Genomic DNA, 16,080 nt, shown 5'->3' with positions numbered 1-16,080 from the left:
CTCAGGGCACAACGATGAAAACCCGGGTTCGTTGCGCCGGAAATGCCAGCGGCGTGAATGTCGGCCGTTCGAGTGAAAACGGCGCGGGGAAAGGGTGGTTGGAGCACTAGCATCCGATTCATGACCACTTCCAACGTCGTTTCCTCGGCGCGCAGCGCCTCCCCGCTGGGAACGCTCACGGTGATTCCGTGGGCCAGCGAGCCCTCCGCCGACTCGGCCGGTACGCCGTTCCTCATGGCGTACTCGCTCGGCGACGGCCGGGACGGGCCGGAGGCCGGTCAGCAGGCCATGCGGACGGCCCTGGAGACCATGGGTCTCTCGGTCGGCGACCGGCTCTTCGACCTGGACAAGGACGCCGGGATCACCGCCTCGCTGCTCGTCGAGGGCGGCTCAGCAGTCCTCAACCTGCCCTTCCTGAAGGTGCAGTGCCCGGTGCCCGACGAGTGGCAGGAGGCCGCCCGCGAGCGGGGCCAGGTCTACCTCATCTGCTCCGTGCGGCCCTGGCCCGAGGCCGTCCCCGGACAGCCGGTCGACGAGGCGAAGCTGCGTGCCTTCGTCTCCGACGAGGAGATGCTCAAGGAGAGCGCCCACGTCCTGATGCCGGTCCGGCGCCTGCAGGGCTGAGCGGGAAGGGGTCGCGTCATGGCGACGGTGAACGTACGGGGCGGGGTGCCGGAGCAGCGGCACGAGTCCTCCCGGGAGACCGCGGGGACGATCGGCGGCAGCCGGGCCTTCGCCTGGCTGCTGATGATCACCGGGGCGGCGGGCGTGCTGTCCGGCTGGGTGATCACGATCGACAAGTTCCTCCTTCTGGAGGACCCCGGCTTCCAGCCCGGGTGCAGCCTCAACCCGGTCGTCTCCTGCGGCAACATCATGAAGAGCGAGCAGGCTGGGGTCTTCGGCTTCCCCAACCCGATGCTCGGGCTCGTCACGTACGCCGTCGTCGTCGCCCTCGGCGCCGGGCTGCTCGCCGGGGCGCGCTACCGGGGCTGGCTCTGGCTCGGCCTCAACGCCGGGATGCTCTTCGGCGTCGGGTTCTGCACCTGGCTGATGTACCAGTCGCTGTACGAGATCAACGCGCTCTGTCTGTGGTGCTGCCTGGCCTGGGTCGCCACCATCGTCATGTTCTGGTACGTCACCGCGCACAACGTCCGCCACGGGGTGATCCCCGCCCCGGCGGGAGTGCGGACCTTCCTCGGCGAGTTCACGTTCGCCCTGCCCGTCCTGCACATCGGGATCATCGGGATGCTGATCCTGACCCGGTGGTGGGAATTCTGGACGAGCTGACGTGAACCCCCTCCTCCGATGGCCGCGAGTGGCACCGACCGTGCTGCTCGCGGCCGTTCTCGTGCTCCTGCTTCCCTACGACCGGATCGCGCCGGGTGACCGGCACACCGGGACCCGCGCCGCGCCCGAAACGGATCCGGCGCCGCTGCCCGGGGTGCCCTCGGGTTTCTTCACCGGCTCCGACGAGACCGGGGTGCGCAGGATCGCCCAGGCGCAGGCCTGGCTCGGCGGCGAGTCGCTGACCGTCGGGCACACCTATCTGCCGGGCGACCGCTGGTCCAACATCGAGGGCCATCCGGCGCTCTTCGGGCCCTGGGCGCGCTGGAAGGAGGCGCGGCCGGGGCGGCTCTTCGTGCTCAACGTGCCGATGATGGACCGCAGCGAGGCCGGGCTGACGGACGCCGAGGTGCGGACGGGGCTGCGCGCCGGCGCGGCGGGCTCCTTCGACGGGCACTTCCGGGTCCTGGGGGAGCGGCTCGTGGAGCACGGCCTCGGGGACGCGGTCCTGGTGCTGGGCTGGGAGATGAACGGCACCACGTACAGCCATCGCTGCGGACCGGACCCGGAGGCCTGGAAGGCGTACTGGCGCCGGGTGGTCGAGGTGCTGCGGGGGGTGGCGGGGCAGCGGTTCCGCTTCGATTTCACCCCGAGCCGGGGGCGGGACGCCGTGGAGTGGCCGCGCTGCTACCCGGGGGACGACGTCGTCGACATCATCGGGATGGACGCGTACGACCAGCCGGCGGGGCTCGCCTTCGAGGACCAGGTGGCCGAGGAGTACGGGCTGGAACACCACGTCCGGTTCGCGGCGGCGCACGGCAAGCCGGTCTCGTACCCGGAGTGGGGGCTCTTCCGCAACGGCGACAACCCGGCGTACGTCCGGGGGATGCTCGACTGGTTCGCGACGCACCGGCCCGTCTACCAGACGGTGACCGACTACTGCCCGCACGGCGTGTGGGGGTGTGCCGACAATCCGGAGTCGGCGCGGGTGGTGCGGAAGGCGCTGGGGGCGCCGCCCGGGCCCTGAGGGGGCCGGGCGGGCGCCCGCCACGGTCACGCGTGCTGGTAGGCCACCAGGGAGATGCCGACGTAGTGGACGATGAAGGCGGCCAGGGTCAGCGAGTGGAAGACCTCGTGGAAGCCGAACCAGCGCGGTGAGGGGTTCGGGCGCTTGATGCCGTAGATGACCCCGCCCGCGCTGTAGAGCAGTCCGCCGACGATGACGAGGACGAGGACGGCGATGCCGCCCGCGCGCATGAAGTCGGGCAGGAAGAAGACCGCGGCCCAGCCCATGGCGATGTAGCAGGGCGTGTACAGCCAGCGCGGGGCGCCGACCCAGAAGACCCGGAAGGCGATGCCGGCGGTGGCCGCCGCCCAGACCGCCCACATGAGCGGCCGGCCGGTGGAATCGGGGAGGAGCAGCAGCGTCAGCGGGGTGTAGGTGCCCGCGATGATCAGGAAGATGTTGGCGTGGTCGAGGCGCCGGAGCACGGCCTCGCCGCGCGGGCCCCAGTTCCCGCGGTGGTACAGCGCGCTGATGCCGAAGAGCAGGCAGGCGGTGAGGACGTAGACGCCGCAGGCGATACGGGCGCGGGGCGAGTCGGAGAGGGCGACCAGGACGAGGCCGGCGACGATCACGGCCGGGAACATGCCCGCGTGCAGCCACCCTCTGAGCCGGGGCTTCACCGGGAGTGACGGGGGCTGCCCCATCGGAGCCGGATCGATCGGGGTCACTTCCGGCGTGGCTGCAGTCATGGCGGAATCGTACCGACGGCACCGTAGGTCCCGGATATGAGTGGCGATGCTCACGTGGGCGGACCCCTGGACATATGGGCGGTTCCGTCGGATGATCAAATGAGTGCGGTCGGCACCGGATGAGCAGCTACGAAGCATCCGGGTCGCGGCCCCCACGGGGCACACACCAAAAAACCCCTCTACAAGGAGCAATCGTGGCGCGCGACAACGCGGCTCCCCAGACCCTTCCGACCCAGCACCAGGGGCTCGTCTCCTGGGTGAACGAGATCGCGGAGATCACCCAGCCGGACAACATCGTCTGGTGCGACGGCTCCGAGGCCGAGTACGAGCGCCTCTGCGAGGAGCTCGTCGCCAAGGGAACCTTCACCAAGCTCGACCCGGTGAAGCGCCCGAACTCGTACTACGCGGCCTCCGACCCGACCGACGTCGCGCGCGTCGAGGACCGGACCTTCATCTGCTCCGAGAAGGAGGAGGACGCGGGCCCGACCAACCACTGGAAGGCCCCGGCGGAGATGAAGGATCTCTTCGCAGGCGAGAAGGGCATCTTCCGCGGCTCGATGCGTGGCCGCACCATGTACGTCGTGCCCTTCTGCATGGGCCCGGTCGGCTCCCCGCTCTCCGCCATCGGCGTCGAGATCACCGACTCCGCGTACGTCGCCGTCTCCATGCGCACCATGACCCGCATGGGACAGGCCGTCCTCGACGAGCTCGGCACCGACGGCTTCTTCGTCAAGGCCGTCCACACCCTCGGCGCCCCCCTGGAGGAGGGCCAGGAGGACGTGCCGTGGCCCTGCAACTCCACCAAGTACATCTCGCACTTCCCCGAGAGCCGCGAGATCTGGTCGTACGGCTCCGGCTACGGCGGCAACGCCCTGCTCGGCAAGAAGTGCTACGCGCTCCGCATCGCCTCCGTCATGGCCCGTGACGAGGGATGGCTCGCCGAGCACATGCTGATCCTCAAGCTCACCCCGCCGCAGGGCGAGGCGAAGTACGTCGCGGCCGCGTTCCCGTCCGCCTGCGGCAAGACGAACCTGGCCATGCTGGAGCCCACGATCTCCGGCTGGACCGTCGAGACCATCGGTGACGACATCGCCTGGATGCGCTTCGGCGAGGACGGCCGTCTGTACGCGATCAACCCCGAGGCCGGCTTCTTCGGCGTCGCGCCCGGCACCGGCGAGCACACCAACGCCAACGCCATGAAGACCATGTGGGGCAACTCCGTCTTCACCAACGTCGCCCTCACGGACGACGGCGACGTCTGGTGGGAGGGGATGACCGAGACGGCCCCCGCGCACCTCACGGACTGGAAGGGCAACGACTGGACGCCCGCGTCCGAGACGCCCGCCGCCCACCCGAACGCCCGCTTCACCGTGCCGGCCGGGCAGTGCCCGATCATCGCGCCGGAGTGGGAGGACCCGAAGGGCGTGCCGATCTCGGCGATCCTCTTCGGCGGCCGCCGCGCCTCCGCCGTCCCGCTGGTCACCGAGTCCTTCGACTGGAACCACGGCGTCTTCCTCGGTGCGAACGTCGCCTCCGAGAAGACCGCCGCCGCCGAGGGCAAGGTCGGCGAGCTGCGCCGCGACCCCTTCGCCATGCTGCCGTTCTGCGGCTACAACATGGGCGACTACATGGCCCACTGGGTCAAGGTCGGGGCGAACGCGGACGCCGCGAAGCTCCCGAAGATCTACTACGTGAACTGGTTCCGCAAGAACGAGGCCGGCAAGTTCGTCTGGCCCGGCTTCGGTGAGAACAGCCGCGTCCTCAAGTGGATCGTCGAGCGCCTGGAGGGCAAGGCCGAGGGCGTCGAGACCCCGATCGGCATCCTGCCGACCCCGGAGTCCCTCGACACCGAGGGCCTCGACCTGCCGGCCGAGGACCTTGAGTTCCTCCTCAAGGTCGACCGCGACGTGTGGCGCGAAGAGGCCGCCCTCGTCCCCGACCACCTGAACACCTTCGGCGACCACACGCCGAAGGAGCTGTGGGACCAGTACAACGCGCTCGTGGAGCGCCTCGGCTAGTCCCTTCGAGACTCGTGGTGGGTTGCCCCGAGATACCGCCCTGACCAGTGGGGTCACGACGGCTCACCACGACGCAACCGGCCCCCGGCGCCCCCTCAGGCTCCGGGGGCCGGCGCATGTCCGCAGGCGTTCCGGTCAGAGGATCGGCTGACCGGCCTCCACGGTCGCGATCGCACGCCGGCACGCGTCGCGGAAGGCGAGGAACCGGGGGTTGTTCCAGGTCGCGATCCGGCCGCTCTTCCAGTCGAAGTCCGTCACCTGGGGGCCGAAGAGCGAACGGCGCATGTCCTCGGTGATCTCCAGCTGGGCGCCCGCGCCGGTCATCGTCCGATTGCAGATGTTCTTCGTGGCCGCGCCCGCGAAGTCCGCGAGGTTCTCCTTGTACGGGTCGGAGAGCGCGTCGACCGCGGGGAAACCAGCCGCGTTCAGCTCGTACGTGAGCGCGTCACGGAACGTCTTGTTCAGGCCGCCCACGACGACCAGCTTCGGGTCCGCCTGCGAGGGCCAGATCATGGTGTCGGGCATGCCGAGCTGGCTGTACTGGCAGCCGTGCAGGCTCAGCACGTTCAGATGGCTCGCGGCCAGCACCTTCGCGACGTGGTCGTCGCAGTTCACCGAGGTGACGTGCAGATCGCGGTTGTTCTCGGAGCGCATGCCCTCGAACATCCAGTAGTCGTGGACGGCGGGCAGCAGGGCCGCCTTGTTCGCGTCCGACGGGTCGTACCCCGCTATGGCCAGACAGAGTTCGGACGTGCCTCTCTCGATCTGGCCCCCGTGGATGGCCATGATCGCCGTCCGCTGGGTGTAGACGCCCTTCTTGGACAGATAGCCGTCGAACTGCTCATGGCGTCGCGAACGGCGGCCGTAGTCCGTGCCCTCCACGACGGGGTCCTTCGTGCTCGTGTAGAGGTCCGTGTTGGAGTCGTAGACGTCGTTCTCGCCGGTGGCGAACGCCGGTGCGGCGGTGGCGAGCTGGCCGGCCAGCGGGGCACCCGCCGTAGCTGCGGCGGCCAGAGCGGTCAGGACGGTACGACGGGACGCGATGCGGTCGGAGAATGTCATGGGCGGAACCTAACCGATCAACGGCCGCGTTCTTCGAGATAGCGGGTGTGGATCTCCTGGCGGATCGCCTCCGCCTGCTGGAGCGCGGTGGCGATGGCGGTCATCTCCTCGCGCAGCGCGGACAGTTGCCGCTCCAGATGGCGCTCCGGCGGCTCCGTGCCCGGGGTGACCCGGGACCACCACCGGGTCCGTACGAAGGTGTCGACGGCCTCCGGGACGTCCTGGCGGACCGCGCGGGCCAGCACGTGCAGGTGCTCCGGGTCCGTCACCCAGCCCGGTTCGAGCAGGGCTTCGACCAGGGAGTCCAGCTCGGTGAGCAGGCCCTGTGCGGCGGACGGCAGTTCGACCTCCGCGAGGTACGCGCGCAGGGTCGTGAAGTCGGTGCGGACGCCGTCCAGTCGATCCCCGGAGTCGGCGAACTCCGGGGTCGCGGGCCGCTCGGGCGGGGCGATCAGCGCCCCCGCCGCGTACAGGCCGGCCACCACCAGGGGCCAGAGGGCGCCCGCGGCCCCGGTGAGGGCGATGCCCACCCCGGCGAGGCCGCAGAGGCTGCCGGTGAGGTTCTTGCGGGACTCCGCGTACCGCAGCAGCGGGTTACTGGTAGCCACGGATCTCCTCGAAGGCGCCGTCCAGCGAACCCTGGTTGGCGTCGAAGAGCTTGCCGCCGGTCAGGCTCGCGATGTGGTCGAGCTCGCCGCGGTCGGAGTCCCCGAAGAGGATCGGGAAGACCGGGGTGCGCTGCTGCGCGGCGGGCAGGGAGCGGTAGAACGAGTCGAACGCGGCGGCCGGGTCGCCGTCGGTGTTCTCGCCGTCCGTCATGAGGACGATCGAGGTGAACGTGTCGCCGGGCGTCCTCCCCAGGAAGCGGTACGCCTCCTGGACGCTGGAGTAGATCGCCGTGCCGCCGAAGGCCGAGAGCTTCCGCGCGTCACCCTTGATCGCGTCGAGCGCGGCCTGCGGCGAGGCCGGGTCGACCGTGTGCGTGCGGACCTCGCTCTCCTTCACCGTGGAACCGAAGGGCATCAGGGTGACCTCCTCCCGGTCCCGGAAGTCACCGGTCAGCTCGGCCAGGGCCGTCTTGAGCCGTTCGAGCCGTTCGCCGCTCATCGAACCCGAGGTGTCGAGCACGTACACCGTGCGGGAGGGCCTGCGCAGGGTGTTGTCGTACGCGTCGAGGAGCCCGTCCGCCACCTTCCGGCTGCCGGGGAACGGCAGCTCGCGCCGCGGGTCCCGGGCGAGCGCCGACGCCGGACGGACCCCGGGGACCACGGGACGGCGCAGGGTCGTCTCCGTGATCTGCCGCTGGGCGTCCGGGGTGCGCAGATACGTGGTGAGGCGGCCGGCCGCCGCCTTCGCCTCGGGGCCGGCCGAGGTGAGCAGGGTGAACGGGTAGTCGGCGGTCACGACACCGTCGGACGGCCGGATCACGGTCAGCTCGCCGGGAGCGGACAGCAGGACGGACTCGTAGTTGACGAGCGCGTCGACGTCGGTGCGGCGGGCGTAGGCGCTGGCGAGCCAGCCGGAGGAGCCCGAGGTCAGCTTCTGGCCCGTGAAGAACTCCTTGAGCCGCGGGGTGGCCTTGGTGACGTCCCGTTCGGTGAGCGCCGACTGGGCTCCGGAGAGACCGGAGGCGACCGAGACCAGCGCGGAGAAGCCGGAGTTGGAGCGCATCGGGTCGGTCATGCCGTACGTCAGCTTCCCGTCGGCGACCGCCCGGTGCAGCTGCGACCAGGTGACCTTCGCCGGGTCCCAGCCGAGCCGGGAGACGACCTCGGGCCGTACCCCCAGGGCCACGGGCGAGGCCATCACCGGCGTCTCGCCGGTGATCTTCCGGGCGGTGTCCGGGCGGAGCCGCAGATAGTCGTTGGAGGAGAGCCAGACCGCGTCGTACTCCTTCTCCGCCTGGCCGGACGCGATCCGCTCGACGGCGTCGAGGGTGCCGGCGTAGGTGGGGCGCACGGTGACGCCGGTCGCCTTGCGGGCCGCTTCGAGGACCGGGGCCATGTCGGCCAGCTCGGAGGAGGCGAGGACCCGGAGGGTGCCGGGAGCGGCTTCCTGGCCCCGTTCGTCGGGGCGGTCGCCGCCGCCGTCCCCGCCCGTGCAGGCGGTGGCGACGAGGGCGAGGGCCAGGGCGGCGAGGGTCCGGGCCAGGGGGCGCGTGCGGGTGCGGGTCGTCATGCGAGGCCGCCACCCTCCAGCGCGCCGGTGCGGCGACTGCGGGCCAAGTGGGCGCTCGCCTCCTGGAGTTCGGCGGTCAGCGACTCGACCGTCGCCGCCATCGACTCCGTTGCCTGCACCTTGTACGTGTCGATGGCGTCGAGGGTCCGGTAGATCTGCTGGAACGCCGTGCGGAGCGTCTCAGCGCCGACCGCCGGGTCCGCCGCGATCCGCTGGATCTCGCCGGCCTGGGTGGCGAGCATCTCGGCGTTGCCGCGGATCAGGTCCTCGGTCGTCGAGCGCAGCACGTTCACCTGCTCGGTGACCTTCCGCTGGCTCTCGAGCGCGGAGGCGAGCATCACCGCGATCCGCAGCGCCGACACGGTCGTGGTCGCAGTCCGGTCCACGCCCTTGATCAGCTCGTCGTTGTTGCGTCGGACCACGTCCATCGCCAGATATCCCTGGGCGCAGACCGCGAGTTGGGTCAGCAGGTCCTGGTGCTTCTGTCGGACCGGGAAGAGGACGTCCGCGCGCAGCGCGTCCGCCTGCGCCGGGTCGTACGTGGCGGCGATGCGCTCCTCCACGGCCGCGTCGAGGGCGTCGGTGAGCACCGCGTACTCCTGGAGCTTGCCCATGGTCTCCCAGAGCCGGGCCCGCTCGGTCTGCAACGCGGCGTTGTCGCGCCGCAGTTCGTCCTGGCCGCCGCGCAGGGAACCGACGATCCGGTTCAGGGCGGCCTGCGAGGAGGCGTACTTGGCGACGTGGTCGCGCAGTCGGTTGCCGCCCGGGAGCTTCGAGAGCAGCCCCTTGATGCCCCTGCCGGGAGTCTCCCTGGGGTCCAGGTCCTCGATCGTGCGCCGGAGTTCGACGAGGGACGAGCCGACCCGGGACTGGGCGTCGCCGCCGGAGGGGCCGGACCCGCCGGAGCCGAGCGAGCGGATCGTACGGTCGAGCATGCGGTTGGACTGCTGGGCCGCGGAGCGCATCTCGCCCGCGCCGAGCGCCGCGATCTCGCCGATGCGGCCCGCGAAGTCGGGGGAGCGCGGGTCGAGCCCTTCGAGCGAGCCGATGTACTCGGCGGCCCGCCGTGACATCTCCGTACGGGTCGACTCGTCCAGCGGGACCAGGCCGGAGGCCTGCTCGGCGCGGACCGCCGGCACGGGCTCGGGCGGGGTCAGGACCAGCGGGGTGTCGTGCTCGGGAGGTGTCAGGGCCATCGTCCTTCTCGGATCCTCGGGCGTGGTCATGCGGCGTCCCCCTGGTCACGGGCCCGCAGGGCCATCTCGTGCAGCACCCTGCTGGTGGGCACGGGCGCCTGGCGGACTCCGGTCAGCGTCTGGTTGAGGTAGGCGGTGTGGCTCTGGGTCGCGGTGGTGAACTCGCTCGCCGCGCCCTGCGGGCGGAAGCCGTGGCGGACCGCGAGCTTGCGCAACTCGGGGTCGGTGGCGAGGAGTTCGCCGAGCGCCCGGCCGTTCTCGGTGAGCGGTACGAGGGTGTGGTCGCTGTTCACCGTGGTGTCCGGGTAGAGGACGACGAGGTCGCCCATCGGGCGGCCTGCCAGGAGCTGGGCGGCGACCTGGGACTCGTACACGAGGACCAGCGGGTTGCCGACGCCGCTGATGAAGTCCCGGAAGGGGGCGTCCGAGCTCGACTGCTGGGCGCCCTGCACCTGGACGAGCTTGCGCAGGATCGGGGCCGTGCGGGTGACGGCCGCCTTGTCGCCCGCGACCCGCCCGCCGTCGGCGACATAGCTCGCGGCGGCGAGGTAGAGGGCGCCCGAGTTGGAGGCGACCGGGTCGGTGGAGGCGATGAAGAGGGTGCCGCTCAGCTCGGCGTGCCCGGCGGAGCCCTTGAGCTGCTGCCAGGTCCGGTCGGCGCGGGCCGCCGCGAGATAGGCGTCCATCCTCAGGGTGCCGCTGGTGCCGCGCGGGCCGAGGGTCGCCAGGCCGTTCCCGGCGAGGACCCGGGCGGCGGCGCTGTGCGCGACGACGACGAGCGGCGAGTAGAACGGTCGCAGCGGGGCGGTCGTCGCCTTGGCCTTCTTCGCGGCCTTCGCGCGCAGCTCGTCGGCCGGCGCCTTGGAGGACGGGAAGGCGAAGTCGTAACCGTCGAGGGGCAGTTCCTCCATGTCCCAGGACCCGGAGGTCTCGGTGCCCACGGTGAAGCCCCTCGCGGCGAGGGCCTTCACCACCTGAGGGTCGGTGAAGAACTCCGCCTTCTCCGACCCGATGACTCCTCGCACGGTCTTCGTTGCCGTGCCTGTGTCCTTGTCGCCGCCCGTCACGAGGACGGTGGCCACGCCGCCGAGGAGAAGGACGGCCAGGACGATTCCCAGGATGCGTCTCACGCGGGCAGCGTGCTCGCGGAAACCCACATTCCAGGGGGAGTTGGGTGGACGGGGAGTGAAGGGGCGATCCCGGTACCGAACCGGAGGAGGATGTACCGTGGCGGCCGTCGTTTGGGGGTGACGGGATGCCGCGCTGGGCGGTCGTTGTGCTGGTGGTCGTGGGTTCGCTGGTCGTGCTGGTGCCGATCGGCGGCATCGTCGCGTACATGTACGCCGTCGGGGAGAACCACAAGAACATGCGGTTCCCGTCCCAGGACGTGACGGTGGCGCGGTGCGCCGTCGATCCGGTGTCCGGTCGGCCCGTGGCGGAGTTGTCGGTCACCAGCCAGGCGGCCCGGAAGGGCACCTACACGGTGACGGTGGAGTTCCAGGACGAACGCGAGAAGACCGTCGAGCGGGCCACCGGGGTCGTCGAGGACCTCGCGAGGGGGGCGACCGGGCGGACGGCGGTCGTGGGAGCCGAGGAGTACGGGCAGGGCACGCCGCGGTGCGTCGTGTACGAGGCCGAGTTCGAGTCGACCGAGCCGACGCCGACCGGATCGTCGACTACCGGATCGTCGGCGACGGCCACCCCTTAGTGGGTGGCGCCCGGTCCGCGCGGTTCGTGCCGCGCGGACCGGGGCCGTCAGGGGGTGCCGGCCGCGGCCAGGGTGGTTTCCCCGGCCAGCGCCGCGGTGTGCGCGTCCATGCGCTCGGCGGCGAGGATCGCGGCGGCCGTGTCGGCCCGGGAGGCGGCGACGAGCAGCGCGCGGCCCGCGAGGGCGTGGGCCCTGTGGTGCAGGTCCTGCGCGGACGAGCCGCGCAGACCCGCGTGCCGCGCGGGCGGTGCGCCGCGCAGCCGCGCCACCTGCCGGGCGATCAGTTCACCGGCCTCCGTGTCGCCGAGCTCGTCGGTGACGGCGAGCAGGGCGGAGAGGTGTCCGGCGAGCTGGATGTCCAGCTCCTCCTCGCGGGAGCGGTGCGGGTACGCGTCGTGGGCGTCGTCGGCCGTCCGGTGGACCGACTTGGTGCGGATCGGTTCGTACATGGGACGGCCTCCTGAGTGCTCTGGAGCCATCCTAGCTTAGATTCTGTCTAAAGTTGAGCGAGGTCCGGTGGTGTCTCGTCAGGGCTGGCTGTAGCCGTCCAGGAAACGGCCGATCCGGGTCACCGCGTCCGCCAGGTCCGCCGCCGCCGGCAGCGTGACGATCCGGAAGTGGTCGGGCTCGTGCCAGTTGAAGCCCGTCCCGTGCACCACCATGATCTTCTCGGCCCGCAGCAGGTCCAGGACCATCTGCCGGTCGTCCTTGACCTTGTAGACGTTCGGGTCGAGCCGCGGGAACAGGTACAGCGCACCCTTCGGCTTCACACACGTCACGCCCGGGATCTGTGTCAGCAGCTCGTACGCCGTGTCCCGCTGCTCCAGGAGCCGCCCGCCCGGCAGGACCAGGTCCTCGATCGACTGCCGGCCCTGGAGGGCGGCGGCCACCGCGTGCTGCGCCGGCATGTTCGCGCAGAGGCGCATGTTCGCGAGGATCGTGAGGCCCTCGATGTACGAGGACGCGTGGTGCTTCGGGCCGCAGACCGCGAGCCAGCCCGAGCGGAAACCGGCCACCCGGTAGTTCTTGCTCATCCCGTTGAAGGTGAGGACGAGGAGATCGGGCGCGATCGCGGCGGTCGGAGTGTGCGTGGTGCCGTCGTAGAGGATCTTGTCGTAGATCTCGTCCGAGCAGATGACCAGGTTGTGGCGGCGGGCGATCTCCGTGAGGGAACGGAGCATCTCGTCGTCGTAGACCGCGCCCGTCGGATTGTTCGGGTTGATGATCACGATCGCCTTGGTGCGATCGGTGATCTTCCGCTCGATGTCCGCCAGATCCGGCATCCAGTCCGCCTGCTCGTCGCAGCGGTAGTGCACGGCCGTACCGCCCGCGAGCGACACGGAGGCCGTCCACAGCGGGTAGTCCGGGGCCGGGACCAGCACCTCGTCGCCGTCGTCGAGCAACGCCTGCATCGACATCTGGATCAGCTCCGAGACGCCGTTGCCGAGGTAGATGTCCTCGACGGAGAGCGGGATGCCCTTGGTCTCGTAGTGGCTCATCACCGCGCGGCGGGCCGAGAGCAGCCCCTTCGCGTCGCCGTAGCCGTGCGCCTCGGAGAGGTTGCGCAGCACGTCCTCAAGGATGGCGGGCGGGCACTCGAAGCCGAAGGCGGCCGGGTTTCCCGTGTTGAGCTTGAGGATGCGATGACCCGCAGCCTCAAGCCGCATCGCCTCTTCGAGCACCGGACCCCGGATTTCGTAACAGACGTTGGCGAGCTTCGTGGACTGGATCACCTGCATGACGAGAGCTTACGGCCGGGTCGGCCCGGGCGCTTCGTGTTTTGGGACACGTCGGACAGGGGTGAGGGCCTGGTGGCGGGGCTTTCCCCTGGTGAGGGCCGCCGAATAGGGGTCCTCCGTCCGGCGGGATAGGTTGGCCCGTCATGTGGGTTCTGACTGCTTCCGGATGCCGGCGGCTCGGCGCTGCCGGGTCGCTCGCCGTCGCCGTGGGCGGTTGGGCCGCCGGGACGCTGCCCGTACGCGGCGGCTGGGGGCTGTGGGAGCCGCGCGGCTCCGCGCTCACCCTCGCCGGCGCGCTCCTCGCGTACCTCGGCCTGACGGTGCTCGTCGCCGCCTGGTGGCGGTACGGCGTCCTCCTCGCCCGGGGCGTACGGGACGGGGTGCTCGCCACCCTGGCCTGGTGGACCGCGCCGCTGCTCCTCGCCCCGCCGCTCTACAGCAAGGACGTCTACAGCTACATCGCGCAGGGCGCCATGGTCCTCGAAGGGCACGACGTGTACGGCGGCGGGCCCTCCGTCCTCGGACCCGGCGACCTCGGGGCGGACGCGGCCGCGAGCGTCGGCGGGCACTGGACCGACACGCCCGCGCCGTACGGGCCCGTGTTCCTCGTCCTCGCCCAGCTCGTGGTGAAGGCGACCGGCGGCGAGATCGTTCCCGCCGTGCTCGGCATGCGGCTGATCGCCCTCGGCGCGCTCGCGTTGATCGTCTGGGCCGTACGGGGGCTCGGGGGCGGTCCCGGGGGTTCCGACGGGGCCCTGTGGCTGGCCGCCCTCAACCCGCTGCTGCTCATCCACGTCGTCGGCGGCATGCACAACGACGGGCTGATGATCGGGCTCATGCTGGCGGGCGTGCTGCTCGCCGTACGGGGCCGGTGGGTGCTCGGGTGCGTCCTCGTCGGTCTCGCGATGATGGTCAAGTCACCGGCGGCGGTCGCCCTGCTCTTCATCGGGGTGATGGTCGCCCGGCGGGACGGCGGCGGTGTGCGGGGCCTGGTGAAGGGGCTCGTGCTTCCGGGCCTCGTGGCCGGGGCGGTGGCCGCGGGGGCGACGGTGTCGGCCGGGACCGGGTTCGGGTGGGTGCGGACGCAGAGTGTGGCCGGGACGATCCACACGGCGCTGTCCTTGAGCAGCGATCTCGGGCTCGGGCTGGGGCTGCTCCTCGGGGACGACCCCGACCCGGTCAAGGCGGTCGTGCAGAACCTCGGGCTGCTCGTCGCCGTGGTGATCATCCTGGTGCTCGCGTGGCGGGCCTGGCGAGGGCTTCTCGACCCGGTCCTCGGGCTGGGGCTCTCCCTGGTCGCACTCGTCGCGCTGTCGCCCATGGTGCAGCCCTGGTACCTGCTGTGGGGGACGGCCGTGGTGGCGGCGGTCGCCTGGCGGAGCCGGGCAGGGCAGGTGCTCGCGGTGCTTTCGGCAGCGCTGGTCTACGAGACGGCGCTGGACGGGCGGACGCCTTGGTACGGGTTCGCGGTGGCCGGGGCGGCCCTGGTGCTGGGGCTCTGGTGGGTGCGGCGGGAGCCGTGGGGCGAGGGGCCGGCGCGGCCCCGCCGCACGCTAGCGCGTACGGCGGACTGACCTGCCCGCCAGGGCGTTCGTCCGCTTGCCGTCCTCCATGACGAACTCGCCGTTGATCAGGACGTGCGGGATTCCCGTGGGGAGCGTGCGCGGGGATTCGTACGTCGCTCCCGCTCCGACCGTCTCCGGGTCGAAGAGGACCAGGTCCGCGCGGTGGCCCTCTCTGATCACGCCCCGGTCCCGCAGGCCCAGGCGGGCTGCCGGGCGGGAGGTCAGGTGGGCCACGCAGTCCTCCAGGGTGAGGACGCCGAGGTCCCGTGCGTAGTGGCCCAGGTACCGCGGAAACGTGCCGTACGCGCGCGGGTGCGGCTTCAGGCCCTGGAGGATGCCGTCCGAGCCGCCCGTGTGCACCCGGTGCCGCATGATCGTGCGGACGTTCTCCTCGTGGCCCACGTGCTGGAGGATCGTCGTTCCGAGCCGGTCCTCCAGGAGGAGTCGGCGGGCCGTCGCCCAGCCGTCCACCCGGCGGCCCACCCAGTCCGCGAGCGTGCCCTCCGACACTCCCGAGATCTCGATCGTGTCCCAGTCCATCGGCACCCCGTGGCAGCCGTCCGAGCCGAGGACCTCCAGGTGGTGCCGGATGCGCTCCGCCGTCTCGTCGTCCCGCAGGCGGGCGAGGACCGCCTCGGGCCCGCCCTCGCTCGCCCAGCTCGGCAGTACGGCGACCAGGGTCGTACAGCCGGGGGTGTACGGGTACGTGTCGAGGCTGATGTCCGAGCCCGCGTCCAGGGCCTCGTCGAGGAGGGCGAGGAGCTCGGGTGCCCTGCCCTCGTTGACGCCGAAGTTCATGGTGGCGTGGGCGAGGTGGAGGGCGCAGCCCGCCTCCCGCGTGAGCCGGACCATCTCCTCGTACGCCTCCAGGGCGCCCGCACCGTAGGAGCGGTGGTGCGGGCAGTAGTAGCCGCCGTACCCGGCGACGACCTTGCAGAGTTCGGTGAGCTCGGAGTCCTTCGCGTACATCCCGGGCGTGTAGGTCAGCCCGGAGGACATGCCGACCGCGCCCTGTTCCATGCCCTCCGCGACGAGCTGCCGCATCCGGTCCAGTTCGGATTCCGTCGCGGGGCGGTCGTCCCAGCCGACCGCGTACATCCGCACGGTGCCCTGCGGGATCAGGTACGCGGCGTTGACGGCGATGCCCCGGTCCAGCCGGTCCAGGTACTCGCCGACCGTGCGCCAGTCGAAGTCGATGTCGTCGCCGTACCCGTTCCAGCCGGTGATCGCCCTGCGTACCTCGGCGAGCGTGCGGTCGTCGACCGGGGCGTACGACAGACCGTCCTGGCCCAGGACCTCCAGCGTCACGCCCTGGGCGGCCTTCGCGCTGTGGTCGGGGTCGCGGAGCAGCGCCAGGTCGCTGTGGGCGTGCATGTCGATGAAGCCGGGGGAGAGGGCGAGGCCCTCGGCGTCCACGACGCGGCGTGCGGTGGGGCGCTGGCAGCCGGCCGCCGCGCCCTCCTTGACGATCGCGGTGATCCGGCCGCCGTCGATCGCCACGTCGGCGCGGTAGGAGGGGCCACCGGTGCCGTCGACGACCTCCGCGTCGCGGAAGACGAGGTCCATGCCGACTCC

The 16,080-nt window shown here is 71.3% G+C and carries 15 protein-coding genes; 6 read left to right on the top strand and 9 right to left on the bottom strand.

Annotated elements, in window-relative coordinates:
* Window positions 1–120 precede the first annotated feature (120 nt).
* Genes OG259_RS15660 through OG259_RS15650 form a run of 3 tightly spaced genes read left to right on the top strand, consistent with a single transcriptional unit; the run spans window position 121 to window position 2,311 of the window.
* Window positions 121–624, top strand: a complete 504-nt coding sequence (locus OG259_RS15660; protein ID WP_266896012.1) for a DUF5949 family protein — start codon at window positions 121–123, stop codon at window positions 622–624.
* Window positions 625–642: 18 nt separating this feature from the next.
* Window positions 643–1,287: a vitamin K epoxide reductase family protein gene (locus OG259_RS15655; protein WP_328942835.1), complete on the top strand. Its 645-nt coding sequence runs from the start codon at window positions 643–645 to the stop codon at window positions 1,285–1,287.
* A gap of 1 nt (window position 1,288) precedes the next feature.
* On the top strand, window positions 1,289–2,311 hold the full coding sequence (locus tag OG259_RS15650; RefSeq protein WP_328942834.1) for a glycoside hydrolase family 26 protein: 1,023 nt from the start codon (window positions 1,289–1,291) through the stop codon (window positions 2,309–2,311).
* Between the two features lie 26 nt (window positions 2,312–2,337).
* Here the strand turns inward: OG259_RS15650 and trhA are convergent, their stop codons facing one another.
* Entirely contained in the window at window positions 2,338–3,039 is a 702-nt protein-coding gene (gene trhA, locus OG259_RS15645; RefSeq protein ID WP_443051973.1) for a PAQR family membrane homeostasis protein TrhA, read from the bottom strand.
* Between the two features lie 194 nt (window positions 3,040–3,233).
* On the opposite strand from trhA, the gene OG259_RS15640 reads away from it, so the two are divergent.
* Window positions 3,234–5,057 (top strand): phosphoenolpyruvate carboxykinase (GTP), encoded by a 1,824-nt coding sequence (locus OG259_RS15640; protein WP_328942833.1) that lies wholly within the window; start codon window positions 3,234–3,236, stop codon window positions 5,055–5,057.
* Window positions 5,058–5,192: 135 nt separating this feature from the next.
* On the opposite strand, the gene OG259_RS15635 is transcribed toward OG259_RS15640, so the two are convergent.
* Genes OG259_RS15635 through OG259_RS15615 form a run of 5 tightly spaced genes read right to left on the bottom strand, consistent with a single transcriptional unit; the run spans window position 5,193 to window position 10,650 of the window.
* Window positions 5,193–6,119: a poly-gamma-glutamate hydrolase family protein gene (locus tag OG259_RS15635; RefSeq protein ID WP_328942832.1), complete on the bottom strand. Its 927-nt coding sequence runs from the start codon at window positions 6,117–6,119 to the stop codon at window positions 5,193–5,195.
* Between the two features lie 17 nt (window positions 6,120–6,136).
* Entirely contained in the window at window positions 6,137–6,727 is a 591-nt protein-coding gene (locus OG259_RS15630) for a hypothetical protein (protein ID WP_328942831.1), read from the bottom strand.
* Window positions 6,714–8,297 (bottom strand): substrate-binding and vWA domain-containing protein, encoded by a 1,584-nt coding sequence (locus OG259_RS15625; RefSeq protein ID WP_328942830.1) that lies wholly within the window; start codon window positions 8,295–8,297, stop codon window positions 6,714–6,716. Before OG259_RS15625 ends, OG259_RS15630 begins: the two co-directional genes overlap by 14 nt.
* Window positions 8,294–9,523 (bottom strand): toxic anion resistance protein, encoded by a 1,230-nt coding sequence (locus tag OG259_RS15620; protein WP_328942829.1) that lies wholly within the window; start codon window positions 9,521–9,523, stop codon window positions 8,294–8,296. The genes OG259_RS15625 and OG259_RS15620 overlap by 4 nt, the downstream gene beginning before the upstream one ends.
* The gene (locus tag OG259_RS15615) at window positions 9,520–10,650 is read right to left on the bottom strand and encodes a hypothetical protein (protein WP_328942828.1); all 1,131 of its coding nucleotides are present in this window, start codon (window positions 10,648–10,650) and stop codon (window positions 9,520–9,522) included. The genes OG259_RS15620 and OG259_RS15615 overlap by 4 nt, the downstream gene beginning before the upstream one ends.
* A 98-nt stretch (window positions 10,651–10,748) precedes the next feature.
* Here OG259_RS15615 and OG259_RS15610 point away from each other — a divergent pair, with 98 nt between their 5' ends.
* The gene (locus tag OG259_RS15610) at window positions 10,749–11,201 is read left to right on the top strand and encodes a hypothetical protein (RefSeq protein WP_328942827.1); all 453 of its coding nucleotides are present in this window, start codon (window positions 10,749–10,751) and stop codon (window positions 11,199–11,201) included.
* A 47-nt stretch (window positions 11,202–11,248) separates the two neighbouring features.
* Here the strand turns inward: OG259_RS15610 and OG259_RS15605 are convergent, their stop codons facing one another.
* Both OG259_RS15605 and OG259_RS15600 read right to left on the bottom strand, forming a co-directional pair.
* Entirely contained in the window at window positions 11,249–11,650 is a 402-nt protein-coding gene (locus OG259_RS15605; RefSeq protein WP_328942826.1) for an SCO4983 family protein, read from the bottom strand.
* Between the two features lie 78 nt (window positions 11,651–11,728).
* Window positions 11,729–12,940 carry a pyridoxal phosphate-dependent aminotransferase gene (locus tag OG259_RS15600; protein WP_328942825.1) on the bottom strand — a complete coding sequence of 404 codons (1,212 nt, stop codon included), beginning with the start codon at window positions 12,938–12,940 and terminating at the stop codon, window positions 11,729–11,731.
* A 143-nt stretch (window positions 12,941–13,083) separates the two neighbouring features.
* On the opposite strand from OG259_RS15600, the gene mptB reads away from it, so the two are divergent.
* Window positions 13,084–14,514: a polyprenol phosphomannose-dependent alpha 1,6 mannosyltransferase MptB gene (gene mptB, locus OG259_RS15595; RefSeq protein ID WP_328942824.1), complete on the top strand. Its 1,431-nt coding sequence runs from the start codon at window positions 13,084–13,086 to the stop codon at window positions 14,512–14,514.
* On the opposite strand, the gene OG259_RS15590 is transcribed toward mptB, so the two are convergent.
* The gene (locus OG259_RS15590; protein WP_328942823.1) at window positions 14,494–16,071 is read right to left on the bottom strand and encodes an N-acyl-D-amino-acid deacylase family protein; all 1,578 of its coding nucleotides are present in this window, start codon (window positions 16,069–16,071) and stop codon (window positions 14,494–14,496) included. The two genes, mptB and OG259_RS15590, sit on opposite strands and share 21 nt — an antisense overlap.
* Window positions 16,072–16,080: the final 9 nt, after the last annotated feature.

It is taken from the genome of Streptomyces sp. NBC_00250, assembly GCF_036192275.1.
Classification (GTDB): domain Bacteria; phylum Actinomycetota; class Actinomycetes; order Streptomycetales; family Streptomycetaceae; genus Streptomyces.
The sequence above is the reverse complement of the archived record's forward strand: the minus strand, read 5'-3'. Positions and strand labels throughout refer to the sequence as shown.

Coding starts and splice junctions, on each gene's coding strand:
- OG259_RS15660 (WP_266896012.1), top strand. CDS start 121: ATGACCACTTCCAACGTCGTTTCCTCGGCGCGCAGCGCCTCCCCGCTG.
- OG259_RS15655 (WP_328942835.1), top strand. CDS start 643: ATGGCGACGGTGAACGTACGGGGCGGGGTGCCGGAGCAGCGGCACGAG.
- trhA (WP_443051973.1), bottom strand. CDS start 3,039: ATGACTGCAGCCACGCCGGAAGTGACCCCGATCGATCCGGCTCCGATG.
- OG259_RS15635 (WP_328942832.1), bottom strand. CDS start 6,119: ATGACATTCTCCGACCGCATCGCGTCCCGTCGTACCGTCCTGACCGCT.
- OG259_RS15625 (WP_328942830.1), bottom strand. CDS start 8,297: ATGACGACCCGCACCCGCACGCGCCCCCTGGCCCGGACCCTCGCCGCC.
- OG259_RS15620 (WP_328942829.1), bottom strand. CDS start 9,523: ATGACCACGCCCGAGGATCCGAGAAGGACGATGGCCCTGACACCTCCC.
- OG259_RS15610 (WP_328942827.1), top strand. CDS start 10,749: ATGCCGCGCTGGGCGGTCGTTGTGCTGGTGGTCGTGGGTTCGCTGGTC.
- OG259_RS15605 (WP_328942826.1), bottom strand. CDS start 11,650: ATGTACGAACCGATCCGCACCAAGTCGGTCCACCGGACGGCCGACGAC.
- OG259_RS15600 (WP_328942825.1), bottom strand. CDS start 12,940: ATGCAGGTGATCCAGTCCACGAAGCTCGCCAACGTCTGTTACGAAATC.
- mptB (WP_328942824.1), top strand. CDS start 13,084: ATGTGGGTTCTGACTGCTTCCGGATGCCGGCGGCTCGGCGCTGCCGGG.
- OG259_RS15590 (WP_328942823.1), bottom strand. CDS start 16,071: ATGGACCTCGTCTTCCGCGACGCGGAGGTCGTCGACGGCACCGGTGGC.